The sequence below is a fragment of the Pseudoxanthomonas taiwanensis genome (assembly GCF_010093135.1).
Lineage (GTDB): Bacteria > Pseudomonadota > Gammaproteobacteria > Xanthomonadales > Xanthomonadaceae > Pseudoxanthomonas > Pseudoxanthomonas taiwanensis.
In genome coordinates, this window is record NZ_PDWK01000037.1 from 1 (window position 1) to 18,646 (window position 18,646).

Below are 18,646 nucleotides of genomic sequence, written 5' to 3' on the forward strand. Positions count from 1 at the left end.
TGCGTCCGTAAGGCGGGGAAACCCGCCAAAAACCGCCCTGCACGGGCGAAATCCGGCTCGAAAGCGACGCCAGGCCGGCGCCACGATGCCGCAATCCGGGCGGCAGAGCGGGTTGTTCAGACCTTCCCTAGGTCCGGCGGGCCTGTGCGACAATCGCGCCCCCGCAACACCGAACCGATGCCGTGAACCTCGATTCCCTGATGGCCTTCGCCGGCCGCCACCCGATCCTGTCGCTGGCGCTGGTCGGCCTCACCCTCGCCATCATCTACACCGAGATCGCGCGCCTGCTGCGCGGCTACAAGGCGGTCAAGGCCGCCGAGCTGCCGCTGCTGATCAACCGGGCCGACGCGCTGGTGGTGGACCTGTCGGCCATCGCCGACTTCGAGAAGGGCCACATCGCCGGCAGCCGCAACGTGATCCCCAGCCAGTTCGACCCGGAGGGCAAGCTGCTGGCCGGCAGGAAGCAGTCGCCGGTGGTGCTGGTGTGCCGCACCGGCATGGCCTCGGCCGCCGCCGCGCGCCGGCTGAGGAAGGCCGGCTTCGAGCAGGTGTACTGGCTGGAGGGCGGCATCGCCGCCTGGCAGGCCGCCGGGCTGCCGCTGGTCAAGGGCCGGGCCTGATCCGGCCGCACGTGCCATAATCGCCCTTTCCTGTCCGGCCGGCGGTGGCCGGGTCGATCCACACAACCTTATTTCTGGAGCTGCGAAATGTCCGACGAAACCACCAACGGCGCTGCCGCCCCCGCCGCCCCGCAGGAAGCCGCGGGCCCCGTCTTCAGCGTCGAGAAGATCTACGTCAAGGACGTTTCCTTCGAGTCCCCGAACTCGCCGGCCATCTTCAGCGAGGGCGGCCAGCCGGACCTGCAGCTCAACCTGAACCAGCGCGTGCAGCGGCTGAACGAGAACCTGTTCGAGGTGTCCCTGCGCGTGACCCTGACCTGTAAGGTCGGTGAGAAGACCGCCTACGTGGTCGAGGTCGACCAGGCCGGCGCCTTCGCCATGGTCGGCCTGCAGCCGCAGGCGATCGACGTGCTGCTCGGCACCCAGTGCCCGCACATCCTGTTCCCGTACGCCCGCCAGCTGGTCAGCGACCTGATCCAGGCCGGCGGCTTCCCGCCGTTCCTGCTGCAGCCGATCAACTTCGACGCGCTGTACGCCGAGACCCTGCGCCAGCGCCAGCAGCAGGCGGCCGCCTCCGCCGAGGCCGGCGCCGACGCCCCGGCCGCGGGCAACGCCTGAGACGACCGCCCGGCCTGATGGCTGCCGCGCTGCAGACCCTGGCGGTCCTCGGTGCCGGGTCGTGGGGAACGGCCCTGGCCGCGCTGACCGCGCGCCACGGCCACCCCACCACGCTCTGGGGCCGTGATCCCGAGGTGGTCGCGGCGATCGACCGCGACCACCACAACCCCCGCTACCTGCCCGGCATCGAGCTGCCGGCCGGCCTGCGCGCCACCACCGACCTGGCGGCCGCGGTGCGCGGCTGCCACTGGGTCCTGGTGGTGGTGCCCTCGCACGCCTTCACCGGCACCCTGCGCGCGGTGGCCCCGCTGCTGCCGGCCGGCGCCGGCGTGGCCTGGGCGACCAAGGGCTTCGAGCCGGGTTCGGGCCGCTTCCTGCACGAGGTGGCCGAGGACCTGCTCGGCCCGGACGTGCCGCTGGCAGTGGTCACCGGCCCCTCGTTCGCCAAGGAGGTGGCCCTCGGCCTGCCCACCGCGGTGACCGTGCACGGCCGCGACCCCGGTTTCGCCCAGGCCGTGGCCGATGCCCTGCACGGGCCGGCCTTCCGTGCCTATACCGGCAACGACATGGTCGGCGCCGAGCTGGGCGGGGCGATGAAGAACGTACTGGCCGTGGCCACCGGCGTGGCCGACGGCATGCAGCTGGGCCTGAACGCCCGCGCCGGCCTGATCACCCGCGGCCTGAACGAGATGCTGCGCCTGGCCGCCGCCATCGGCGCCCGCCCGGAGACCCTGATGGGCCTGGCCGGCCTGGGCGACCTGGTGCTGACCTGCACCGGCGACCTGTCGCGCAACCGGCGCCTGGGCCTGGCCCTGGGCCGCGGCCAGGCGATGGACCAGGCCATTGCCGAGATCGGCCAGGTGGTCGAGTCGGTGCAGACCGTCGATGAGGTCATGCGCCTGGCCGCGCGCCACGGCGTGGAGCTGCCGATCTCCGCCGGCGTGCAGGCCGTGCTGCACGGCCGCATCACCCCCGAGGACGGGCTGCGTCAGCTGCTGGCCCGCGAACAGAAACCCGAATACCCCGAAGCCCTGTTCCGCTGAAACGGAGCCGCGCCGCCGCCCTGCCGGGCAGGCGGCGCCGTGCCCGCGGCCGTCCCGGCGCCGGCGGTCTTCCGCGGGCAAAAAAGGAGCCCGGCACGGGGCCGGGCTCCAGGGGGCTGGCGCGGAAGGGGAGGGGACGCGCCAGGTGTTGCGGGAAGTGGGGGAGAGAGAGGGAGCCGCTTCCCGCGAACGCTTCGCGCTTACCAGGTGAAGCGCGGGCCGACGAACCACTGGGTGTCGCCGTCGACGAACTTCACGTCGGCGGCCACGCCCCAGTTGGCGTTGAACTTGGCCAACGCGCCGACGCGGCCGTAGAACTCGCCGTCGTAGTCGTCGCCGTCCTCGTAGCCGGCCATCAGGTAGCCCTCGAAGGCCGGGTGCAGCGAACCGCGCAGACCGACCTCGACGCTCCAGCCGTCGTAGTCGAAGCCGCGGCCGGCGTCGAACTTCTCGTAGGCCACGCGGGTGACCAGGTCGGCGGCCGGGGCGATCTCACGGTTGTAGCCCACGCCGATGCGGTACTGGTCGAAGTCGACCGGCGAGTGGTCGATCTCCTGGTTGCTGTAGCCGGCGAACAGGTGGAAGTTCGGGGCGATGGCCACCGAGCCGTCCACGCCGAAACCGTCGGCGTCGGCGCCGTCGGTGTTGGTGGCGGCATAGCCGCCCTGGACGTAGTTGTAGGACACGCCCTCGGCCGCGCTCGCGGCGAACGGCAGGGCGGTCAGGAGGGCCAGGGCCAGCAGGGAATTCTTCTTCATGGGGGACACTCGCTGTCTCTTGTTGTGAGGGCCGGTGCCGCGAACGCTGCGCCGCAACCGGCGTAACGGATTATTCGCATCCGCGAGGAACGCGACCTGAATACCAAACTTACCAGTACATGAATTGCCCGCCCCGGCCGGGAACTTTTCCGCGCCCGCCGCCTCACGGGCCGGTGGCCTCAGCTGCCGCCGGCGAAGCCGTGCTGCCGCCAGGCCTCGAACACCACCACCGCCACCGCGTTGGACAGGTTGAGGCTGCGGTTGCCCGGGCGCATGGGCAGGCGCAGGCGCCGCTCCGCGGGCACCCGGGCCAGCGCCTCCTCCGGCAGGCCGCGGCTCTCCGGGCCGAACAGGAAGGCGTCGCCGTCGGCGTAGCGGGGCTGGTCGTGGCGGACCTGGCCACGGGTGCTCAGGGCGAACAGCCGGGCCGGGCGGATCGCCGCCAGGGCAGTCTCAAGGCTGGCGTGCACCTGCACGCGGGCGTACTCGTGGTAGTCCAGGCCGGCGCGCCGCAGCTGCTTGTCCTCCATCGAGAAGCCGAGCGGCTCGATCAGGTGCAGGCGCGCCCCGGTGTTGGCGCACAGCCGGATCACGTTGCCCGTGTTGGGCGGGATCTCGGGCTGGTAGAGCAGGACGTCGAAGACGGGGGCGGCCATCGCGCAATTCTAGCGGCGCGCTCTGCGGCGCCCCCGTTGCACCGGCCGTGTGGCGGCCGGCGGCAACGGGACTTATGGGATCAGGCCGCGGGCCTGGACGGCCAGGTTGTCGGCCAGGCTGGTCGCCAGGGCCTGGGCGTGGGCGCGGGCCAGGATCGCGGCGCGCTCGGCCAGCTGCTCCGTGGCGTCCAGGCGGGCGGCGGCCAGGGCCACGCGCTCGCGGGCGGCGCGGGCGGCCAGCTCGGCGCGCAGGGCGGCGTCGGGGCGGACGGTCACCGCCGGCAGGTCGACGACGTGGGCCACACGCGGGGCGGCAGTGGCGGCCAGCTCGGCGCGCAGGGCGGCGTCGGGACGGACGGTGACGGCCGGCAGGTCGACGATGTGGTCCACGCGCGGGGCTTCGGCGTGGGCGTTCAGGGACAGCGCGGCCGAGAGCGACAGGGCCAGCGCGACGGGAAGGGACTTGGCGTTCATGGCAGTGCTCCGGTGTCCGTGATCAGTGGTGTGGTAGTAGACTAAAACACCTAATCAGCCGACGCAAGGAAAATCCGCGCCGGGCACCATGGCCTTCAGCATTTGTTCAGCAATGCTCCGGTCAGAGCTGGCGCCAAACACGGCACCGCAAGCCGTGTGCCAGACACAAGCCATTGATTGAAAAAGGCTTGGCGTGGCCGGGGGTGTCCGCGGGCGGCCGCGGACGTCCGCCGGCTACCAGGGCAGCGTCCGGCCCTGTCCGTCGAGGAAGCGGCCGCTGTCGTCCGGGCCCAGCCGGTCGATCACCCGCAGCAGCGCCGTGGCGGCCTCGTCCGGGTCCAGCGGAGCGGCGGGGCCGCCCATGTCGGTGTGCACCCAGCCCGGGTGCAGGGCCACCACACGGATGCCGCGCCCGGCCAGGGCGCGGGCCAGCAGCACCGTGCCCATGTTCTGCGCGGCCTTGCCGATGGCGTAGCTGGGCGTGCGGAACTCGTGGCGGCCGGCGATCGAGCCGATCTCCGAGGACAGGTTGGCCACCACCGCGCGGCCGTCGGCCAGCAGCGGCGCCAGCGCCTGCACCAGCAGGAACGGGCCGATGGCGTTGGTGCGCAGGCTCTGCTCCAGGTCGGCCTCGGCCACCTGGCCGAAACGCTCGCCGCCGCGCAGCACGCCGGCGTTGTTGAGCAGCAGGTCCAGGCCGGCGCCGTCCAGCACCAGGGCCAGTTCGCGCGCCAGCTCGTCGCGGCTGCGGGCCAGTGTCACGTCCAGCGGCAGCACGTGCAGACGTCCCGGATGCAGGCCGGCCAGGCGGTTGAGCTCGGTGGCCCTGCCGGGGTGGCGGCAGGCGGCCACCACCCGGTCGCCGCGTGCCAGCAGGCCGCGGACGAAGGCCAGCCCGAGCCCGCGGTTGGCTCCGGTCACCAGGCAGTGGCGGCTGGACATGGGCGCCTCCGGCTGCGGCGTGGCCTATGGCCTAGTGTAATGGCGCGCCCCGCTGTTTAGGATCGGCGGTCCCACCAAGGACCAAGGAGTCCATGCCATGAAGGTATCCCGCGGGCCACGTACGGCCATCCTTGCCCTGGCCATCGCCGCCGCGTCCGGCATCGCCGGGCCGGTGCCGCTGCAGGCTGCCGAGCAGGCCGCCGGCACCGAGGTCAGCATCCCCTACGAGGAGTTCACCCTGCCCAACGGGCTGCGGGTGATCGTGCACACCGACCGCAAGGCGCCTATTGTGGCGGTCAACCTGTGGTACCACGTGGGCAGCAAGGACGAGCCGGCCGGGCGCAGCGGCTTCGCGCACCTGTTCGAGCACCTGATGTTCAACGGCTCGGAGAACCACCGCGGCGAGTACTTCGGGCCGTTCGAGCTGGTCGGTGCCACCGACATGAACGGCACGACCTGGCTGGACCGCACCAACTACTTCCAGAACGTGCCCACCACCGCGCTGGACCTGGCGCTGTGGATGGAGTCCGACCGCATGGGCCACCTGCTCGGCGCGATCGACCAGAAGGTGCTGGACGAGCAGCGCGGCGTGGTCCAGAACGAGAAGCGCCAGGGCGAGAACCAGCCCTACGGCCAGGCCGACGACGAGATCTACCGCGCGCTGTACCCGAAGGACCACCCGTACCACCACAGCACGATCGGTTCGATGAACGATCTCAACGCGGCCTCGCTGGAGGACGTGCACCAGTGGTTCCGCGCCTGGTACGGCCCGAACAACGCGGTGCTGGTGCTGGCCGGCGACATCGATGTGGCCACCGCCAGGGAGAAGGTCACCCGCTATTTCGGCCACATCCCCGCCGGCCCGACCATGCCGCGGGTCAAGGCCGGCCCGGTGAAGCGCCAGACCACCCGCGCCACCATGACCGACAAGGTGCCGCAGGCGCGCGTGTACCGCGTCTGGAGCGTGGCGCCCTACGGCGACGCCGACCTGGAACGGCTGGACCTGCTGGCGCAGGTGCTCGGCGGCAGCAAGAGCTCGCGCCTGGACCGCCGCCTGGTGTTCGAGGACAAGCTGGCCGACCGGGTCAGTGCCTACGTGCTGCCGTTCGAGCTGGCCTCCAGCTTCTACATCACCGCCGACGTCAAGGCAGGCGTGGAGCCGGAGAAGGTCGAGGCCATCATCGAGGAGGAGCTGCGCAGGCTGCTGGCCGAGGGCCCGACCGCGGAGGAGCTGGAGCAGGCCAAGACCGTGTTCAAGTCCCGCTTCGTGCGCGGCATCGAGCGCATCGGCGGCTTCGGCGGCAAGGCCGACGCGCTGGCCGAGTGCGCGGTCTACACCGGCAACCCCGGCTGCTTCCGCGACAGCCTGCAGGTGATCGCCCAGGCCACGCCGGCGGCGCTGAAGCAGACCGCCGCCACCTGGCTGGGCGAAGGCTCGCACACCCTGGTGGTGGAGCCGGGCGAGCGCACCGTCCTGCCGGAGGAGCCCTCGCCCACGCCCAGGCCGTTCGTGCTGCCCAAGCCGGACCCGAAGTTCAGGACCGTGGCCACCGACGTGGACCGCAGCCGCGGCGTGCCCATGCCCGACAGCTTCCCGGACCTCAAGTTCCCGGCGCTGGAGCGGGCCACGCTCAGCAACGGCACCACGGTGATCCTGGCCCGCCGCGATTCGGTGCCGGTGGTGCAGTTCAGCTACGAGTTCAGGGGCGCCGGCTTCGCAGCCGACCTGGGCCGCAAGCTGGGCACCTCCAGCTTCACCCTGGGCATGCTCGACGAGGGTGCCGGCGAACTGGACGCGCTGGCCTTCGCCAACCGCGCCGAGTCGCTGGGTGCCAGCCTCGGCGCCGGCGCCTCGCTGGACCACGCCTCGGCCTACCTGTCGGCACTGAAGGAGAACCTGGACGCCTCGCTGGGCCTGTTCGCCGACATGCTGCGCCGGCCGCGCTTCGACCAGAAGGAGATCGAACGCGTGCGCGCCACCTGGATCTCCGGCATCGCCCAGGAGAAGGCCCGCCCGAACGGCGTGGCCCTGCGCGTGCTGCCGCCGCTGCTCTACGGCAAGGGCCACCCCTACGCCATCCCGTTCAGCGGCACCGGCACCGAGGAGTCCATCGCCTCGCTCACCCGCGACGACCTGGTGCAGTTCCACCGCCAGTGGATCCGTCCGGACGGCGCCACCCTGATCGTGGTCGGCGACACCACCCTGGACGAGGTGGTGCCGCTGCTGGAGAAGCACTTCGGCGACTGGAAGGCCGAGACCCTGGCGCCGGCCTCCGGCAAGGACGTGCCGGCGGTGCCGCGGCCGGGCAAGGCGCAGGTCTACCTGATCGACCAGCCCGGCGCGGTGCAGGCCACCATCCTGGCCGGCCAGGTGGTGCCCTCGACCCGCGACCCGGAGGCGATCCGCTTCGACTTCGCCAACGCGGTGCTGGGTGGCGAGTTCTCCTCACGCCTGAACATGAACCTGCGCGAGGACAAGCACTGGGCCTACGGCGCCTACAGCTTCACCTCCGACGCCCTGGGCCCGCGCCCGTGGATCGCCTTCGCGCCGGTGCAGATCGACCGCACCGCAGACGCGCTCAAGGAGCTGGACCGGGAGATCCGGCAGTACGCCCGCGGCGAGGCGCCGCCGACCCCGGCCGAGGTGGCCAAGATCCAGGCCACCGAGATCCGCAGCCTGCCGGGTGCCTACGAGACCGGCCGCGCCGTGCTCGGCACCATCAGCGGCATGGTCCGCTACGACCGCCCGGACGACTGGGTGTTCCGGCGCAAGGCGCAGATCGAGGCGCTGAACGTGGACCAGGTCAAGGCCGCCGCCGCCGCCCTGGACCCGGACAGGCTGGTGTGGGTGGTGGTCGGCGACCTGAAGCAGGTCGAGGCCCCGGTGCGCGAGCTGAACCTGGGCGAGGTGCGGATCATCGACGCCGACGGCAGGCCCGTCCGCTGAGGTCCGTGGCCGCGGCGGCCGGCGCCGCCGCGGCACTTCCCGGCCCCGGCCGCGGCGGCTACGCTGGATCGCCCCGTCCGGCACTCATCCCGCGCCGGACCGTGATCCCGAGGAAGCTCCCATGCCGTTGCGTCGCCTGTCCCTGCTGTCCGTCCTGGCCCTGTCCCTGTCCGCCTGCACCTGGGTGCCGATTCAGCCGCAGGCCAAGGCCGTGCGGGTGCTGCCGGCGGGCGCGGCGCCGGCCGGCTGCACCAAGCAGGGCGAGGTGGAGGTGTCGGTGAAGCACGCCGTGGGCTTCTACCGCCGCAACCCGGTTAAGGTTCGTGACGAGCTGGAGACCCTGGCCCGCAACGAGGCCCCGGGCGTGGGCGCCAACGCCGTCCAGCCGCTGGCCGAGCCGGTCGGCGGCAGCCAGCGCTTCGCCGCCTGGCGCTGCCCCTGAACCGCGGGCGGCCCCGGCAGTGGCTGAGGATGCGGCAAGGTCCGGCAACCGCTAGAATTGTCGCCCCTTTCGCCACTTCCGGCGGCGCACCGTCATGCTTTTCAAGAACGTCTCCATCGTGGGGCTGGCGCACATCGACGCGCCCCACACCCTGACCTCGGAGGAAATCAACGAGCGGCTGAAGCCGACGCTGCAGCGTCTGGGCATCCGTGCGGACGTGCTCGGCGACATCGCCGGCGTGCATGCGCGCCGCCTGTGGGACGACGGGGTGCAGGCGTCCGACGTGGCCACCCTGGCCGCGCGCAAGGCGCTGGAGGACGCCGGCATCGGCGTGGAGAAGATCGGCCTGCTGGTCAACACCTCGGTCAGCCGGGACTACCTGGAGCCGTCCACCGCCTCGATCGTCTCGGGCAACCTGGGCGTGTCCGAGGAGTGCATGACCTTCGACGTGGCCAACGCCTGCCTGGCCTTCATCAACGGCATGGACATCGCCGCGCGCATGCTCGAGCACGGCGAGATCGACTACGCCCTGGTGGTGGACGGCGAGACCGCCAACCTGGTCTACGAGAAGACCCTGGAGCGCATGACCTCGCCGGACGTGACCGAAGAGCAGTTCCGCGACGAACTGGCCGCCCTGACCCTGGGCTGCGGCGCCGCGGCCATGGTCCTAGCCCGACGCGAGCTGCATCCGGACGCGCCGCGCTACAAGGGCGGCGTGACCCGTTCGGCCACCGCCTTCAACCAGCTGTGCCGTGGCAACCTGGACCGCATGGTCACCGATACCCGCACCCTGCTGATCGAGGGTATCAAGCTGGCCACCCGCACCTTCGCCGTGGCCAAGCAGGCCTTGGGCTGGGCGGTGGACGAGCTGGACCAGTTCGTGATCCACCAGGTCAGCCGCCCGCACACCCAGGCTTTCATCAAGTCGCTGGGCGTGGACCCGAAGAAGGTCATGACGATCTTCGGCGAGCACGGCAACATCGGCCCGGCCTCGGTGCCCATCGTGCTGAGCAAGCTCAAGGAGCTGGGCCGCCTGAAGAAGGGCGACCGCATCGCCCTGCTGGGCATCGGCTCGGGCCTGAACTGCTCGATGGCCGAGGTGGAGTGGTAATCCACCCCCCGGATTCCCGGGAAACAGGAAAGGGCCGGTCGCGACCGGCCCTTTCCTTTGCGCGGGTTTCCCCGCGTGTTGGCCGCCCTACAGGGTCCAGCCGCCGTCCACGGTCACTTCCGAGCCGGTGACGAAGGCCGCGTCCGGCCCGCACAGCCAGGCCACCGCCGCGGCGATCTCCTCCGGCTTGCCCAGGCGCTTGAGCGGGGTGGCCTCGATGCCGGCCTGGTTGGTCTCCGGCGGGTTGTTCTCCAGCATCGGGGTGTCGATGAAGCCCGGATGCACCGAGTTGACCCGGATGTGGTCCGGGGCCAGCTCGATGGCCGCGGTCTTGGTCATGCCGCGCACCGCCCACTTGCTGCCCACGTAGGCGGCCGCGCCGGGGAAGCCGACCTGGCCGGCGATGGAGCTGATGTTGACGATGGCGCCGCCGCCGGCAGCGCGCATCGGGGCGGCGGCGTGGCGCATGCCCAGGTAGGTGCCGAACTGGTTGACCAGGAACTGGCGCTGCACCTGGTCCAGCGGACCGTCCTCGATGCGGCCGGGATGGTAGATGCCGGCGTTGTTGACCAGGATGTCCAGGCGGCCGAAGCGCTCCAGGGTGGCGGCCACCACCCTGGCCCAGTCCGCGTCCGAGGACACGTCGTGCTTCAGGAACAGGCCGTCTTCGCCCAGCGCCGCGGCCAAGGCCTGGCCCTCGGCCTCGAGCAGGTCGGTGACCACCACGCGCGCGCCGTCGGCGTGCAGGCGGCGGACGATGGCCGCGCCGATGCCGCGCGCGCCGCCGGTGACCAGGGCGATCTTGCCTTGCAGTGCAGTGCTCATGCGGGTTCCTCCCGGGGAAAGACCGGACCAGCATCCCCGGCAGGGGCCCGGGGCCGCATTGATCCGGCGCAAGCGCGCCACGGCCGTGGCGGCCGCGGCGCCTCTACAATTGCAGGATGAACCTTCCCGATTATCCGTTCACCCCCGTCCGCTTCCAGCCCCGTCCCGGCATCACCCAGTCCTACCTGGACGAGGGCCCGCGCGACGGCGAGGTGGTGGTCGCCCTGCACGGCAATCCATCCTGGAGCTACTACTGGCGCCACCTGGTGCTGGGCCTGCGCGACCGCTACCGGGTGATCGTGCCCGACCACGTGGGCATGGGCCTGTCCGACAAGCCGGACGACCGTCCCACCGCCTCGCCGCGCTACGACTACACCCTGCAGTCGCGGGTGGAGGACCTGGCGGCGCTGCTGCGCCACGCCGGCGTGGGCGGTGACACCCCGGTGACCCTGGCCGTGCACGACTGGGGCGGCATGATCGGCTTCGGCTGGGCGCTGGAGCACGCCGCCCGGGTGCGGCGCCTGGTGCTCCTCAACACCGCCGCCTTCCCGATGCCGGCGGGCAAGGCCATGCCCTGGCAGATCGCGCTGGGCCGCGACTACTTCGTCGGCGAGCTGGTGATCCGCCTGTTCAACGCCTTCGCCGCCGGCGCCGCCTGGCTGGGCGTGGAGCGGCCGATGCCGCCGGAGGTGCGCCGCGCCTACGTGGCCCCGTACGACTCCTGGCGCAACCGCATCGCCACCGTGCGCTTCATGCAGGACATCCCGCTGGGGCCGGGCGACCGCGCCTGGCCGCTGCTGGAGGCGGCCGGCAAGGCCCTGCCGTCCTTCGCCGACCGCCCGGCCTTCATCGGCTGGGGCCTGAAGGACTTCGTGTTCGACCACCTGTTCCTGGAGCGCTTCCGCGCCGACCTGCCGGGCGCGGAAGTGCACGCCTTCGAGGACGCCGGCCACTACGTGCTGGAGGACAAGCACGAGGTGCTGGTGCCGGCCATCCGCGCCTTCCTCGACGCCCATCCCCTGTAAACCATCCCCCCGTTGACAGGGGGCCGGCATCGGCGGCATTCCCGCGCCGGGATCCGGCCCGTCCCCGGCCCCGGCCTTCCCCGGCGGGAAGCGGGGCACGCATGGGTTCAGGCCGCGATCGGCGGGGCCGGCGGCGAGGAGGGGCTGTTGCCGTTGTCGTCGGGCCGGTCGTCGTCGTTGCCGGCCGGGTCGCGCCAGCGCCAGTCGGCGGGGGTGAGCGGGGCCAGGCCGTGGGCGATGCGGGCGCGGTCGCACTGCGAGCTGGGTGCGCCGAACTCCCACGAGGCGTCCACCTCGCGGCATACCGAGGGCCGGCGCGGGTGGATGGTGCAGCGCGAGTAGCGGCCGATGTCCGCGTCCAGGGCCACGCAGCGGATCGGCGGGGCGTAGGTGCCCTGCATGCACAGCCGGTGCGCGTCCAGGCGCTGGGTCAGCTCCGCCGGAACCCCGCCTTCGCTGACCTCGTCCGACTCCATCCAGTGGAAGGCGACGCGGTACTGGGTACAGCAGGCACCACAGGTCAGGCAGGGATGCATGGGGACCGGGCCTTGCGCGGCGGCAGTGGACACGAAGGCGCGGAATTTTCCACGGCCGCCACGGGCGCGCAAGATGCCGCGGCAGAGGCGACAATAGGGCGATGACCGCCACGCCCTGCAACATCGCCGCCGCGCTGCCGCGGCTGGCCGCCGAACGCCCCGACCAGCCCGCCATCCGCTGCCCCGGCCGCCGCCGCGGCGATGGCCTGGCGCCCTACGACGTGGTCCTGGACTACCGCGCCCTGGACACGCGCAGCGATGCCATCGCCGCCGGCCTGGTGCGTTACGGCATCGGCCGCGGCGTGCGCACCGTGGTCATGGTGCGGCCCTCGCCGGAGTTCTTCCTGCTGATGTTCGCCCTGTTCAAGGCCGGCGCGGTGCCGGTGCTGGTGGACCCGGGCATCGACCGCCGCGCGCTGCGCCAGTGCCTGGAGGAGGCCGAGCCGGAGGCCTTCGTCGGCATCCCGCTGGCGCACGTGGCGCGCCTGCTGCTGGGCTGGGCGCGCTCGGCCAGGAAGCTGGTGACCGTGGGCCGGCGCTGGGGCTGGGGTGGCCCCCCCCTGGAGGCGATCGAGCGCGCCGGCGCCGGTGCCGGGCCGCAGCTGGCCGACACCGCGCCGGCCGCGGTGGCGGCCATCGCCTTCACCTCCGGCTCCACCGGCGTGCCCAAGGGCGTGGTGTACCGGCCCCGCCATTTCGTGGCACAGATCGAGCTGATGCGCCGGGCCTTCGGCATCGAGGCCGGCGGCGGGGACCTGCCGACCTTCCCGCCCTTCGCCCTGTTCGCCCCGGCGCTGGGCCTGACCTCGGTGATCCCGGACATGGACCCGACCCGCCCGGCCGAGGCCGACCCGCGCCGCCTGCACGACGCCATCGCCCGCTTCGGCGTGACCCAGCTGTTCGGCTCGCCGGCGCTGATGCGGGTGCTGGCCGAGTACGGCAGGCCGCTGCCGACGGTGCGCCGTGCCACCTCCGCCGGTGCCCCGGTGCCGCCGGAGGTGGTGGAGAAGATCCGCGCGCTGCTGCCGCCGGATGCCCAGTTCTGGACGCCGTACGGGGCCACCGAGTGCCTGCCGGTGGCGGTGATCGAGGGTCGCGAGCTGCAGGACACGCGCGCGGCCACCGAGGCCGGCGCCGGTACCTGCGTGGGCCGGCCGGTGCCGCCCAACCAGGTGCGCATCATCGCCATCACCGACGAGCCCATCGCCGACTGGTCCGGCGTGCGCGAGCTGCCGCCGGGGCAGGTGGGCGAGATCACCGTGGCCGGTCCCACCGCCACCGACGCCTACTACAACCGGGAGGCGGCCACCCGCGCGGCCAAGATCCGCGAGGTGCTGGCCGACGGCAGCGAGCGCACCGTCCACCGCATGGGCGATGTGGGTTACTTCGACGCCGCGGGCCGGCTGTGGTTCTGCGGGCGCAAGTCCCAGCGCGTGGAGGCGGCCGACGGACCGCTCTACACCGAGCAGGTGGAGCCGGTGTTCAACGTCCATCCCCAGGTGCGCCGCACCGCGCTGGTGGGCGTGGGCGCCATCGGCAGCCAGCTGCCGGTGCTGTGCGTGGAGCTGGCCGAGGGCGTGGACGAGGGCGAATTTCCCCGCATCGAGGCCGCGCTGCGCCAGCTCGGCGCGCGCCATGCACACACCGCGCGCGTGCAGGTGATCCTGCGCCATCCGCGCTTCCCGGTGGACATCCGCCACAACGCCAAGATCGGCCGCGAGAAGCTGGCCGGGTGGGCGGCGGCGCAGCTGGCCGCGCGCGGCAAGGGAGGCAAGGCATGAAGATCCTGGTGACCGGCGGCGGCGGCTTCCTCGGCCAGGCCCTGTGCCGCGGCCTGCGCGAGCGCGGGCACGAGGTGGTGAGCTTCCAGCGCAGCCATTCGCCGGCGCTGGCGGCCATGGGCGTGGGCCAGGTGCGCGGCGACCTGGCCGACCGCAATGCAGTGATGCACGCGGTGGCCGGCATGGACGCGGTGATCCACAACGCCGCCAAGGCCGGCGCCTGGGGCAGCTGGGACAGCTACTTCCAGGCCAACGTGGTCGGCACCCGCAACGTGGTCGAGGCCTGCCGTGCGCATGGCGTGCGCCGGCTGGTCTACACCTCCACGCCCAGCGTCACCCACCGCGCCACCCAGCCGGTGGAAGGCCTGGGCGCGGACCAGGTGCCCTACGGCGAGGGCTTCCTGGCTGCCTATCCGGCCACCAAGGCCATGGCCGAGCAGGAGGCGCTGGCGGCCAACGGCCCGGAGCTGGCGGTGATGGCGCTGCGCCCGCGCCTGATCTGGGGCCCGGGCGACGCCAACCTGCTGCCGCGCCTGGTCGAGCGCGCCCGCGCCGGGCGCCTGCGCATCGTCGGCAGCGGCGAGAACCTGGTGGACACCACCTACATCGACAACGCCGCGCAGGCGCACTTTGACGCGCTCGAGCACCTGGCCCCGGGCGCGCCCTGCGCCGGCAAGGCCTATTTCATCTCCAACGGCGAGCCGCTGCCGATGCGCGAGCTGCTCAACCGCCTGCTGGCCGCCGCCGGCGCGCCGCCGGTCACACGCAGCATCTCCTTCAGGACCGCCTACCGCATCGGCGCGGTGGCCGAACGGCTGTGGCCGCTGCTGCGCCTGCCCGGCGAGCCGCCGATGACCCGCTTCCTCGCCGAGCAGCTGTGCACGCCGCACTGGTACAGCATGGAACCGGCGCGGCGTGACTTGGGCTACGTGCCGCGCGTGTCCATCGCCGGGGGGCTGGAGCGGCTGCGCGCGGCCTGGCAGGGCGGGGCGGCCGTCACCTGACGCCGACCGCCGGGGGCGCAACATCCGGCCAACGCCCGCCGTGGCATCACCGGAAACGCCCCCCGTGCTCCATTACGCCGTCGTCTTCTTCGTCATCGCCGTGATCGCCGCGCTGCTGGGTTTCAGCGGCATCGCCGGCGCCGCCACCAACATCGCCTGGATCCTGTTCGTCGTGTTCCTGGTCCTGGGCGCGATCTCGCTGCTGCGCGGCCGCAGGGTCTGACCCGGTCCGGCGCGCGGCAGGCTGCCGCCGCGTCGCCCGGTGCCCCATCGCCGCTCCGGTGGCATGCGCCGGCCGGTTAGAATGCCGCGCATGCCCACCCCCTTCGATGCCCTCAAGCCGTTGGCCGGACGCGCCCTGGAAGCGGCGTTGAACCGGGCGGTGGCCCTGGATCCGGATACCCGCGATGCCCTGTCCGCGCTGGACGGGCGGCGCATCGCCCTGGCCCTGGAATCGCCGCCGCTGGCGCTGGAGATCGGCGTGCACGGCGGCTACCTGCAGGTCGGACCGCCGCTGCGCGAGGCCGACCTGGCCGTGCGCGGCACGGTCGGCGGCCTGCTCGGCCAGCTGCCCTTCCTGGCCAGGGCGCGCACGCGTCCGCAGGGGCGCCTGCACGTGTCCGGGGACGCCGCGCTGGCGCAGCAGCTGCAGAAGCTGGCCTCGCGCTTCTCCCCGGACTGGCAGCAACCGTTCGTCGAGGCCTTCGGCGAGGTGGCGGGCGTGCAGCTGGCGCGCGCGGCCGCCGCGGCCCTGCGCGAGGTGCGCCACACCGGCCGCCGCCTGGCCGAGGCCGGCGCCGAGTTCCTGGTCGAGGAATCGCGCGACGTGGTCGGCGGCGAGGAACTGGGCGCCTTCTGCGACGACGTGGACGCCCTGCGCGACGATGTCGAGCGCCTGGCCGCGCGCGTGGCGCGGCTGCGCGTGGCGGCGGAGCCCGTGCCATGAGGGCCGCGCTGCGCGCCTGGCGGATCGGCCGGGTGCTGATCCGCTACCGCCTGGACGAACTGCTCGACGGCACCCCGGTCGAGCGCTGGCTGCGCTTGGGCCGGCCGTTCGTGCCGCGCGCGGCAGCCGACGTGGCCGCGCGGCCGCGCGGGGCGCGCCTGCGCCTGGCGCTGCAGGAACTGGGGCCGATCTTCGTCAAGTTCGGGCAGATCCTCTCCCCCCGCCGCGACCTGGTGCCGGCGGACATCGCCGGGGAGCTGGCCCTGCTGCAGGACCAGGTGGCGCCGTTCGACGGCGACGCCGCGCGCGCCATCGTCGAGCAGGCGCTGGGCCGGCCGATCGCCGAGGCCTTTGCCGGCTTCGACACCGTACCGCTGGCCTCGGCCTCGATCGCGCAGGTGCACGCCGCGCGCCTGCACGATGGCCGCGAGGTGGTGGTCAAGGTGCTGCGCCCGGGCATCGAGGCGCAGATCGCCGCCGACATCGCCCTGCTGCGCTCGCTGGCGGCGCTGGTCGAGCGCACCCATCCGCGCGCCCACCGCATCCGCCCGCACGAGGTGGTGGCCGAGATCGAGTCCACCCTGGCCGCGGAGCTGGACCTGCAGCGCGAGGGTGCCAACGCCAGCGTGATGCGCCGGCTGTGGCAGGACTCGCCGGACCTGTACGTGCCGGAGGTGATCTGGACCCACACCTCCGAGCGCGCGCTGACCATGGAGCGGGTGCGCGGCATCCCTTCGGACGACATCGCGGCGCTGGACGCGGCCGGCATCGACCGGCGTGTGCTGGCGGCCAAGGGCGTGCGGGTGTTCTACACCCAGGTGTTCCGCGACAACTTCTTCCACGCCGATGCCCACGCCGGCAACATCTGGGTGGACGAGGATCCGGCGCGGCGCCACGACCCGCGTTTCGTGGTGCTGGACTACGGCATCGTCGGCCAGCTCTCGGCCCGGGACCAGTACTACCTGGCCGAGAACTTCATGGCCATCTTCAACCGCGACTACCGGCGCATCGCCGAGCTGCACGTGGAGGCCGGCTGGATGCCGGCCAGCGTGCGCATTGACGAGCTGGAGGCGGCCGCGCGCGCGGTGTGCGAGCCGTACTTCACCCGCCCGCTGAGCGAGATCTCCCTGGCAGAGGTGCTGGCCAAGCTGTTCCGCACCGCCCAGCGCTACGAGCTGACCCTGCAGCCGCAGCTGATCCTGCTGCAGAAGACCCTGCTCAACATCGAGGGCCTGGGCCGGCAGCTGGACCCGCGCCTGGACATCTGGGCGGTGGCCCGGCCGGTGCTGGAGAGAATCCTGCGCGAGCGCTACAGCCCGCGCCGGCTGCTGCGCGAGTTCCGCGGGCGCCTGCCGGAGCTGATGACCCGCGCCCCGGACATGCCGCGCCTGCTGCACGCCTGGCTGGAGCAGCAGGTGCAGGGCCGCCACGCGGTGGCGGTGCAGTCGGCCGACCTGGCCGAGCTGGCGCGCCCGCTGCGGGCGATGCAGCGGCGCTGGGTGGCGGCCATCCTCGGCAGCGGCCTGCTGCTGGTGGCGGCGGTGCTGTACGCGCTGGACGCCGGCGGGGCGCGCCCGCTGGCCGGGCCGGCCTCGGCCTGGATCGCCGGCCTGGGCGGGCTGGGGGCGGTGTGGGCCGCGCTGCCGCGGCGGCAGTGAATCCGGCGGGCGCGGGCGCCGCCCCGCCCGCCGGCGCGTCGAATTTCCCGGATGCCGCGCAGGCGGCATCGATTGCAGGAGCAGGCATGCGGTTGCCCGTGCTGTACGAGGACCAGTGGCTGGCGGTGGTGGACAAGCCGGCCGGGCTGATGGTGCACGAGAGTGCGATGGCCGGCGGCGAGACCGACTTCGCCCGCGACCGCCTGCGCGCGCAGTTCGGCCGCCCGGTGCACCTGGTGCACCGCCTGGACCGGGCCACCTCGGGCTGCCTGCTGCTGGCCTTCGACCGCGACACCGCCAGCGCCCTGGGCCGGGCGGTGATGGAGCGGCGCCTGCGCAAGCGCTACCTGGCGGTGTGCCGCGGCTGGCCGGAGGAGGCCTTCGAAGTGGACCACCCGCTCGACGGCGGCCCCGGCAAGCCGGAGAGGAAGCCGGCGCTGACCCGCTTCCGCTGCCTGGCCATCGCCGAACTGCCCTTGCCCTCGGCCGGCTTTCCGACCTCGCGCTATGCGCTGCTGGAGTGCGAGCCGGTGACCGGGCGCTTCCGCCAGATCCGCCGCCACCTCAAGCACGTCTCCCACCACCTGATCGGCGACACCAGCCACGGCGACGGCCGCCACAACCGCCATTTCCGCATGATGGGCGTGCACCGCATGCTGCTGCACGCCTGGAAGCTGGGCTTCCCGCATCCGCACCTGGGCCGGGAGCTGGAGGTGGAGGCACCGCCCGCCGGCGAGTTCGCCCGGGCGCTGGAGCTGCTGGGCTGGCGCCTGCCGGGGGCGGCGTCCTGACGCGCCGGGCGCCGCCGCACACGTACAATCCGGGCATGCCTGCCGACGCCCTCTCCATCACCCCGGGCCTGGCGATCCCGGAAGCGGAGATCGTCGAGCGCTTCGTTCGCGCCAGCGGCGCCGGCGGGCAGAACGTCAACAAGGTGGCCACCGCGGTCGAGCTGCGCTTCGACATCGCCGGCTCGTCCGCGCTGCCGGAAGCGTTGCGCGAGCGCCTGCTGGCACGCCGCGACCGCCGCGTCACCGACGAGGGCGTGCTGGTGATCCACGCGCAACGCTTCCGCACCCAGGAGCGCAACCGGCAGGACGCGCGCGAGCGCCTGGCGGCGTTCATCGCCGCCGGCCTGGCCGTGCCGAAGCGGCGCATCGCCACCCGGCCGACCTTGGCCTCCCGTCGCCGCCGGCTGCAGGAGAAGCGCGGACGCGGCCAGGTCAAGCGCGAACGCCGCACCCGCGACTGGGACTGAAC

Annotated in this window: 20 protein-coding genes; 14 read left to right on the forward strand and 6 right to left on the reverse strand. The window is 72.9% G+C overall.

Going from position 1 to position 18,646, the window contains the following annotated elements:
- Positions 1-200: 200 nt before the first annotated feature.
- The 3 genes from CR938_RS08515 to CR938_RS08525 all read left to right on the forward strand — a co-directional run bounded on the left by CR938_RS08515 (position 201) and on the right by CR938_RS08525 (position 2,281).
- On the forward strand, positions 201-620 hold the full coding sequence (locus CR938_RS08515) for a rhodanese-like domain-containing protein (RefSeq protein WP_162124629.1): 420 nt from the start codon (positions 201-203) through the stop codon (positions 618-620).
- Positions 621-707: 87 nt separating this feature from the next.
- On the forward strand, positions 708-1,238 hold the full coding sequence (gene secB / locus CR938_RS08520) for a protein-export chaperone SecB (protein WP_162124605.1): 531 nt from the start codon (positions 708-710) through the stop codon (positions 1,236-1,238).
- Positions 1,239-1,255: 17 nt separating this feature from the next.
- Positions 1,256-2,281, forward strand: coding sequence for an NAD(P)H-dependent glycerol-3-phosphate dehydrogenase (locus CR938_RS08525; RefSeq protein WP_162124606.1), 1,026 nt, complete (start codon positions 1,256-1,258; stop codon positions 2,279-2,281).
- A 200-nt stretch (positions 2,282-2,481) separates the two neighbouring features.
- On the opposite strand, the gene CR938_RS08530 is transcribed toward CR938_RS08525, so the two are convergent.
- The 4 genes from CR938_RS08530 to CR938_RS08545 form a co-directional block, all read right to left on the reverse strand.
- The gene (locus tag CR938_RS08530) at positions 2,482-3,039 is read right to left on the reverse strand and encodes an OmpO family porin (RefSeq protein WP_162124607.1); all 558 of its coding nucleotides are present in this window, start codon (positions 3,037-3,039) and stop codon (positions 2,482-2,484) included.
- Between the two features lie 179 nt (positions 3,040-3,218).
- Entirely contained in the window at positions 3,219-3,695 is a 477-nt protein-coding gene (locus CR938_RS08535) for a tRNA (cytidine(34)-2'-O)-methyltransferase (RefSeq protein WP_162124608.1), read from the reverse strand.
- Between the two features lie 72 nt (positions 3,696-3,767).
- Positions 3,768-4,169 carry a hypothetical protein gene (locus CR938_RS08540; RefSeq protein WP_162124609.1) on the reverse strand — a complete coding sequence of 134 codons (402 nt, stop codon included), beginning with the start codon at positions 4,167-4,169 and terminating at the stop codon, positions 3,768-3,770.
- 234 nt (positions 4,170-4,403) lie between these two features.
- On the reverse strand, positions 4,404-5,111 hold the full coding sequence (locus CR938_RS08545; protein ID WP_162124610.1) for an SDR family oxidoreductase: 708 nt from the start codon (positions 5,109-5,111) through the stop codon (positions 4,404-4,406).
- Between the two features lie 97 nt (positions 5,112-5,208).
- Here CR938_RS08545 and CR938_RS08550 point away from each other — a divergent pair, with 97 nt between their 5' ends.
- The 3 genes from CR938_RS08550 (at position 5,209) to CR938_RS08560 (ending at position 9,611) form a co-directional block, all read left to right on the forward strand.
- Positions 5,209-8,058, forward strand: a complete 2,850-nt coding sequence (locus CR938_RS08550) for a M16 family metallopeptidase (protein WP_162124611.1) — start codon at positions 5,209-5,211, stop codon at positions 8,056-8,058.
- Between the two features lie 121 nt (positions 8,059-8,179).
- Positions 8,180-8,500: a DUF4156 domain-containing protein gene (locus CR938_RS08555; protein ID WP_162124612.1), complete on the forward strand. Its 321-nt coding sequence runs from the start codon at positions 8,180-8,182 to the stop codon at positions 8,498-8,500.
- A 94-nt stretch (positions 8,501-8,594) separates the two neighbouring features.
- Positions 8,595-9,611 carry a 3-oxoacyl-ACP synthase III gene (locus CR938_RS08560; protein WP_162124613.1) on the forward strand — a complete coding sequence of 339 codons (1,017 nt, stop codon included), beginning with the start codon at positions 8,595-8,597 and terminating at the stop codon, positions 9,609-9,611.
- A gap of 87 nt (positions 9,612-9,698) precedes the next feature.
- Here CR938_RS08560 and CR938_RS08565 read toward each other — a convergent pair whose 3' ends face one another.
- Positions 9,699-10,436, reverse strand: coding sequence for an SDR family NAD(P)-dependent oxidoreductase (locus CR938_RS08565; protein ID WP_162124614.1), 738 nt, complete (start codon positions 10,434-10,436; stop codon positions 9,699-9,701).
- A 116-nt stretch (positions 10,437-10,552) separates the two neighbouring features.
- Between CR938_RS08565 and CR938_RS08570 the strand changes: the two genes are divergently transcribed.
- Positions 10,553-11,461 carry an alpha/beta fold hydrolase gene (locus CR938_RS08570; RefSeq protein WP_162124615.1) on the forward strand — a complete coding sequence of 303 codons (909 nt, stop codon included), beginning with the start codon at positions 10,553-10,555 and terminating at the stop codon, positions 11,459-11,461.
- 107 nt (positions 11,462-11,568) lie between these two features.
- On the opposite strand, the gene CR938_RS08575 is transcribed toward CR938_RS08570, so the two are convergent.
- A complete protein-coding gene (locus CR938_RS08575; RefSeq protein ID WP_162124616.1) occupies positions 11,569-11,997 on the reverse strand; it encodes a YkgJ family cysteine cluster protein in 429 nt (142 codons plus the stop codon).
- A gap of 101 nt (positions 11,998-12,098) precedes the next feature.
- On the opposite strand from CR938_RS08575, the gene oleC reads away from it, so the two are divergent.
- The 7 genes from oleC to arfB all read left to right on the forward strand — a co-directional run bounded on the left by oleC (position 12,099) and on the right by arfB (position 18,644).
- Entirely contained in the window at positions 12,099-13,778 is a 1,680-nt protein-coding gene (oleC, locus tag CR938_RS08580) for an olefin beta-lactone synthetase (RefSeq protein WP_162124617.1), read from the forward strand.
- Entirely contained in the window at positions 13,775-14,782 is a 1,008-nt protein-coding gene (gene oleD, locus CR938_RS08585; RefSeq protein ID WP_162124618.1) for a 2-alkyl-3-oxoalkanoate reductase, read from the forward strand. The genes oleC and oleD overlap by 4 nt, the downstream gene beginning before the upstream one ends.
- Positions 14,783-14,846: 64 nt before the next feature.
- Positions 14,847-15,005 (forward strand): DUF1328 domain-containing protein, encoded by a 159-nt coding sequence (locus CR938_RS08590; RefSeq protein ID WP_013533819.1) that lies wholly within the window; start codon positions 14,847-14,849, stop codon positions 15,003-15,005.
- Positions 15,006-15,095: 90 nt separating this feature from the next.
- Positions 15,096-15,728 carry a ubiquinone biosynthesis accessory factor UbiJ gene (locus CR938_RS08595; protein ID WP_162124619.1) on the forward strand — a complete coding sequence of 211 codons (633 nt, stop codon included), beginning with the start codon at positions 15,096-15,098 and terminating at the stop codon, positions 15,726-15,728.
- Positions 15,725-17,386: a ubiquinone biosynthesis regulatory protein kinase UbiB gene (gene ubiB, locus CR938_RS08600; RefSeq protein WP_162124620.1), complete on the forward strand. Its 1,662-nt coding sequence runs from the start codon at positions 15,725-15,727 to the stop codon at positions 17,384-17,386. Before CR938_RS08595 ends, ubiB begins: the two co-directional genes overlap by 4 nt.
- A gap of 86 nt (positions 17,387-17,472) precedes the next feature.
- Positions 17,473-18,177 (forward strand): pseudouridine synthase, encoded by a 705-nt coding sequence (locus CR938_RS08605; protein ID WP_162124621.1) that lies wholly within the window; start codon positions 17,473-17,475, stop codon positions 18,175-18,177.
- Positions 18,178-18,212: 35 nt separating this feature from the next.
- Positions 18,213-18,644 (forward strand): alternative ribosome rescue aminoacyl-tRNA hydrolase ArfB, encoded by a 432-nt coding sequence (gene arfB / locus CR938_RS08610; protein WP_162124622.1) that lies wholly within the window; start codon positions 18,213-18,215, stop codon positions 18,642-18,644.
- The last annotated feature ends 2 nt before the right edge of the window (positions 18,645-18,646 follow it).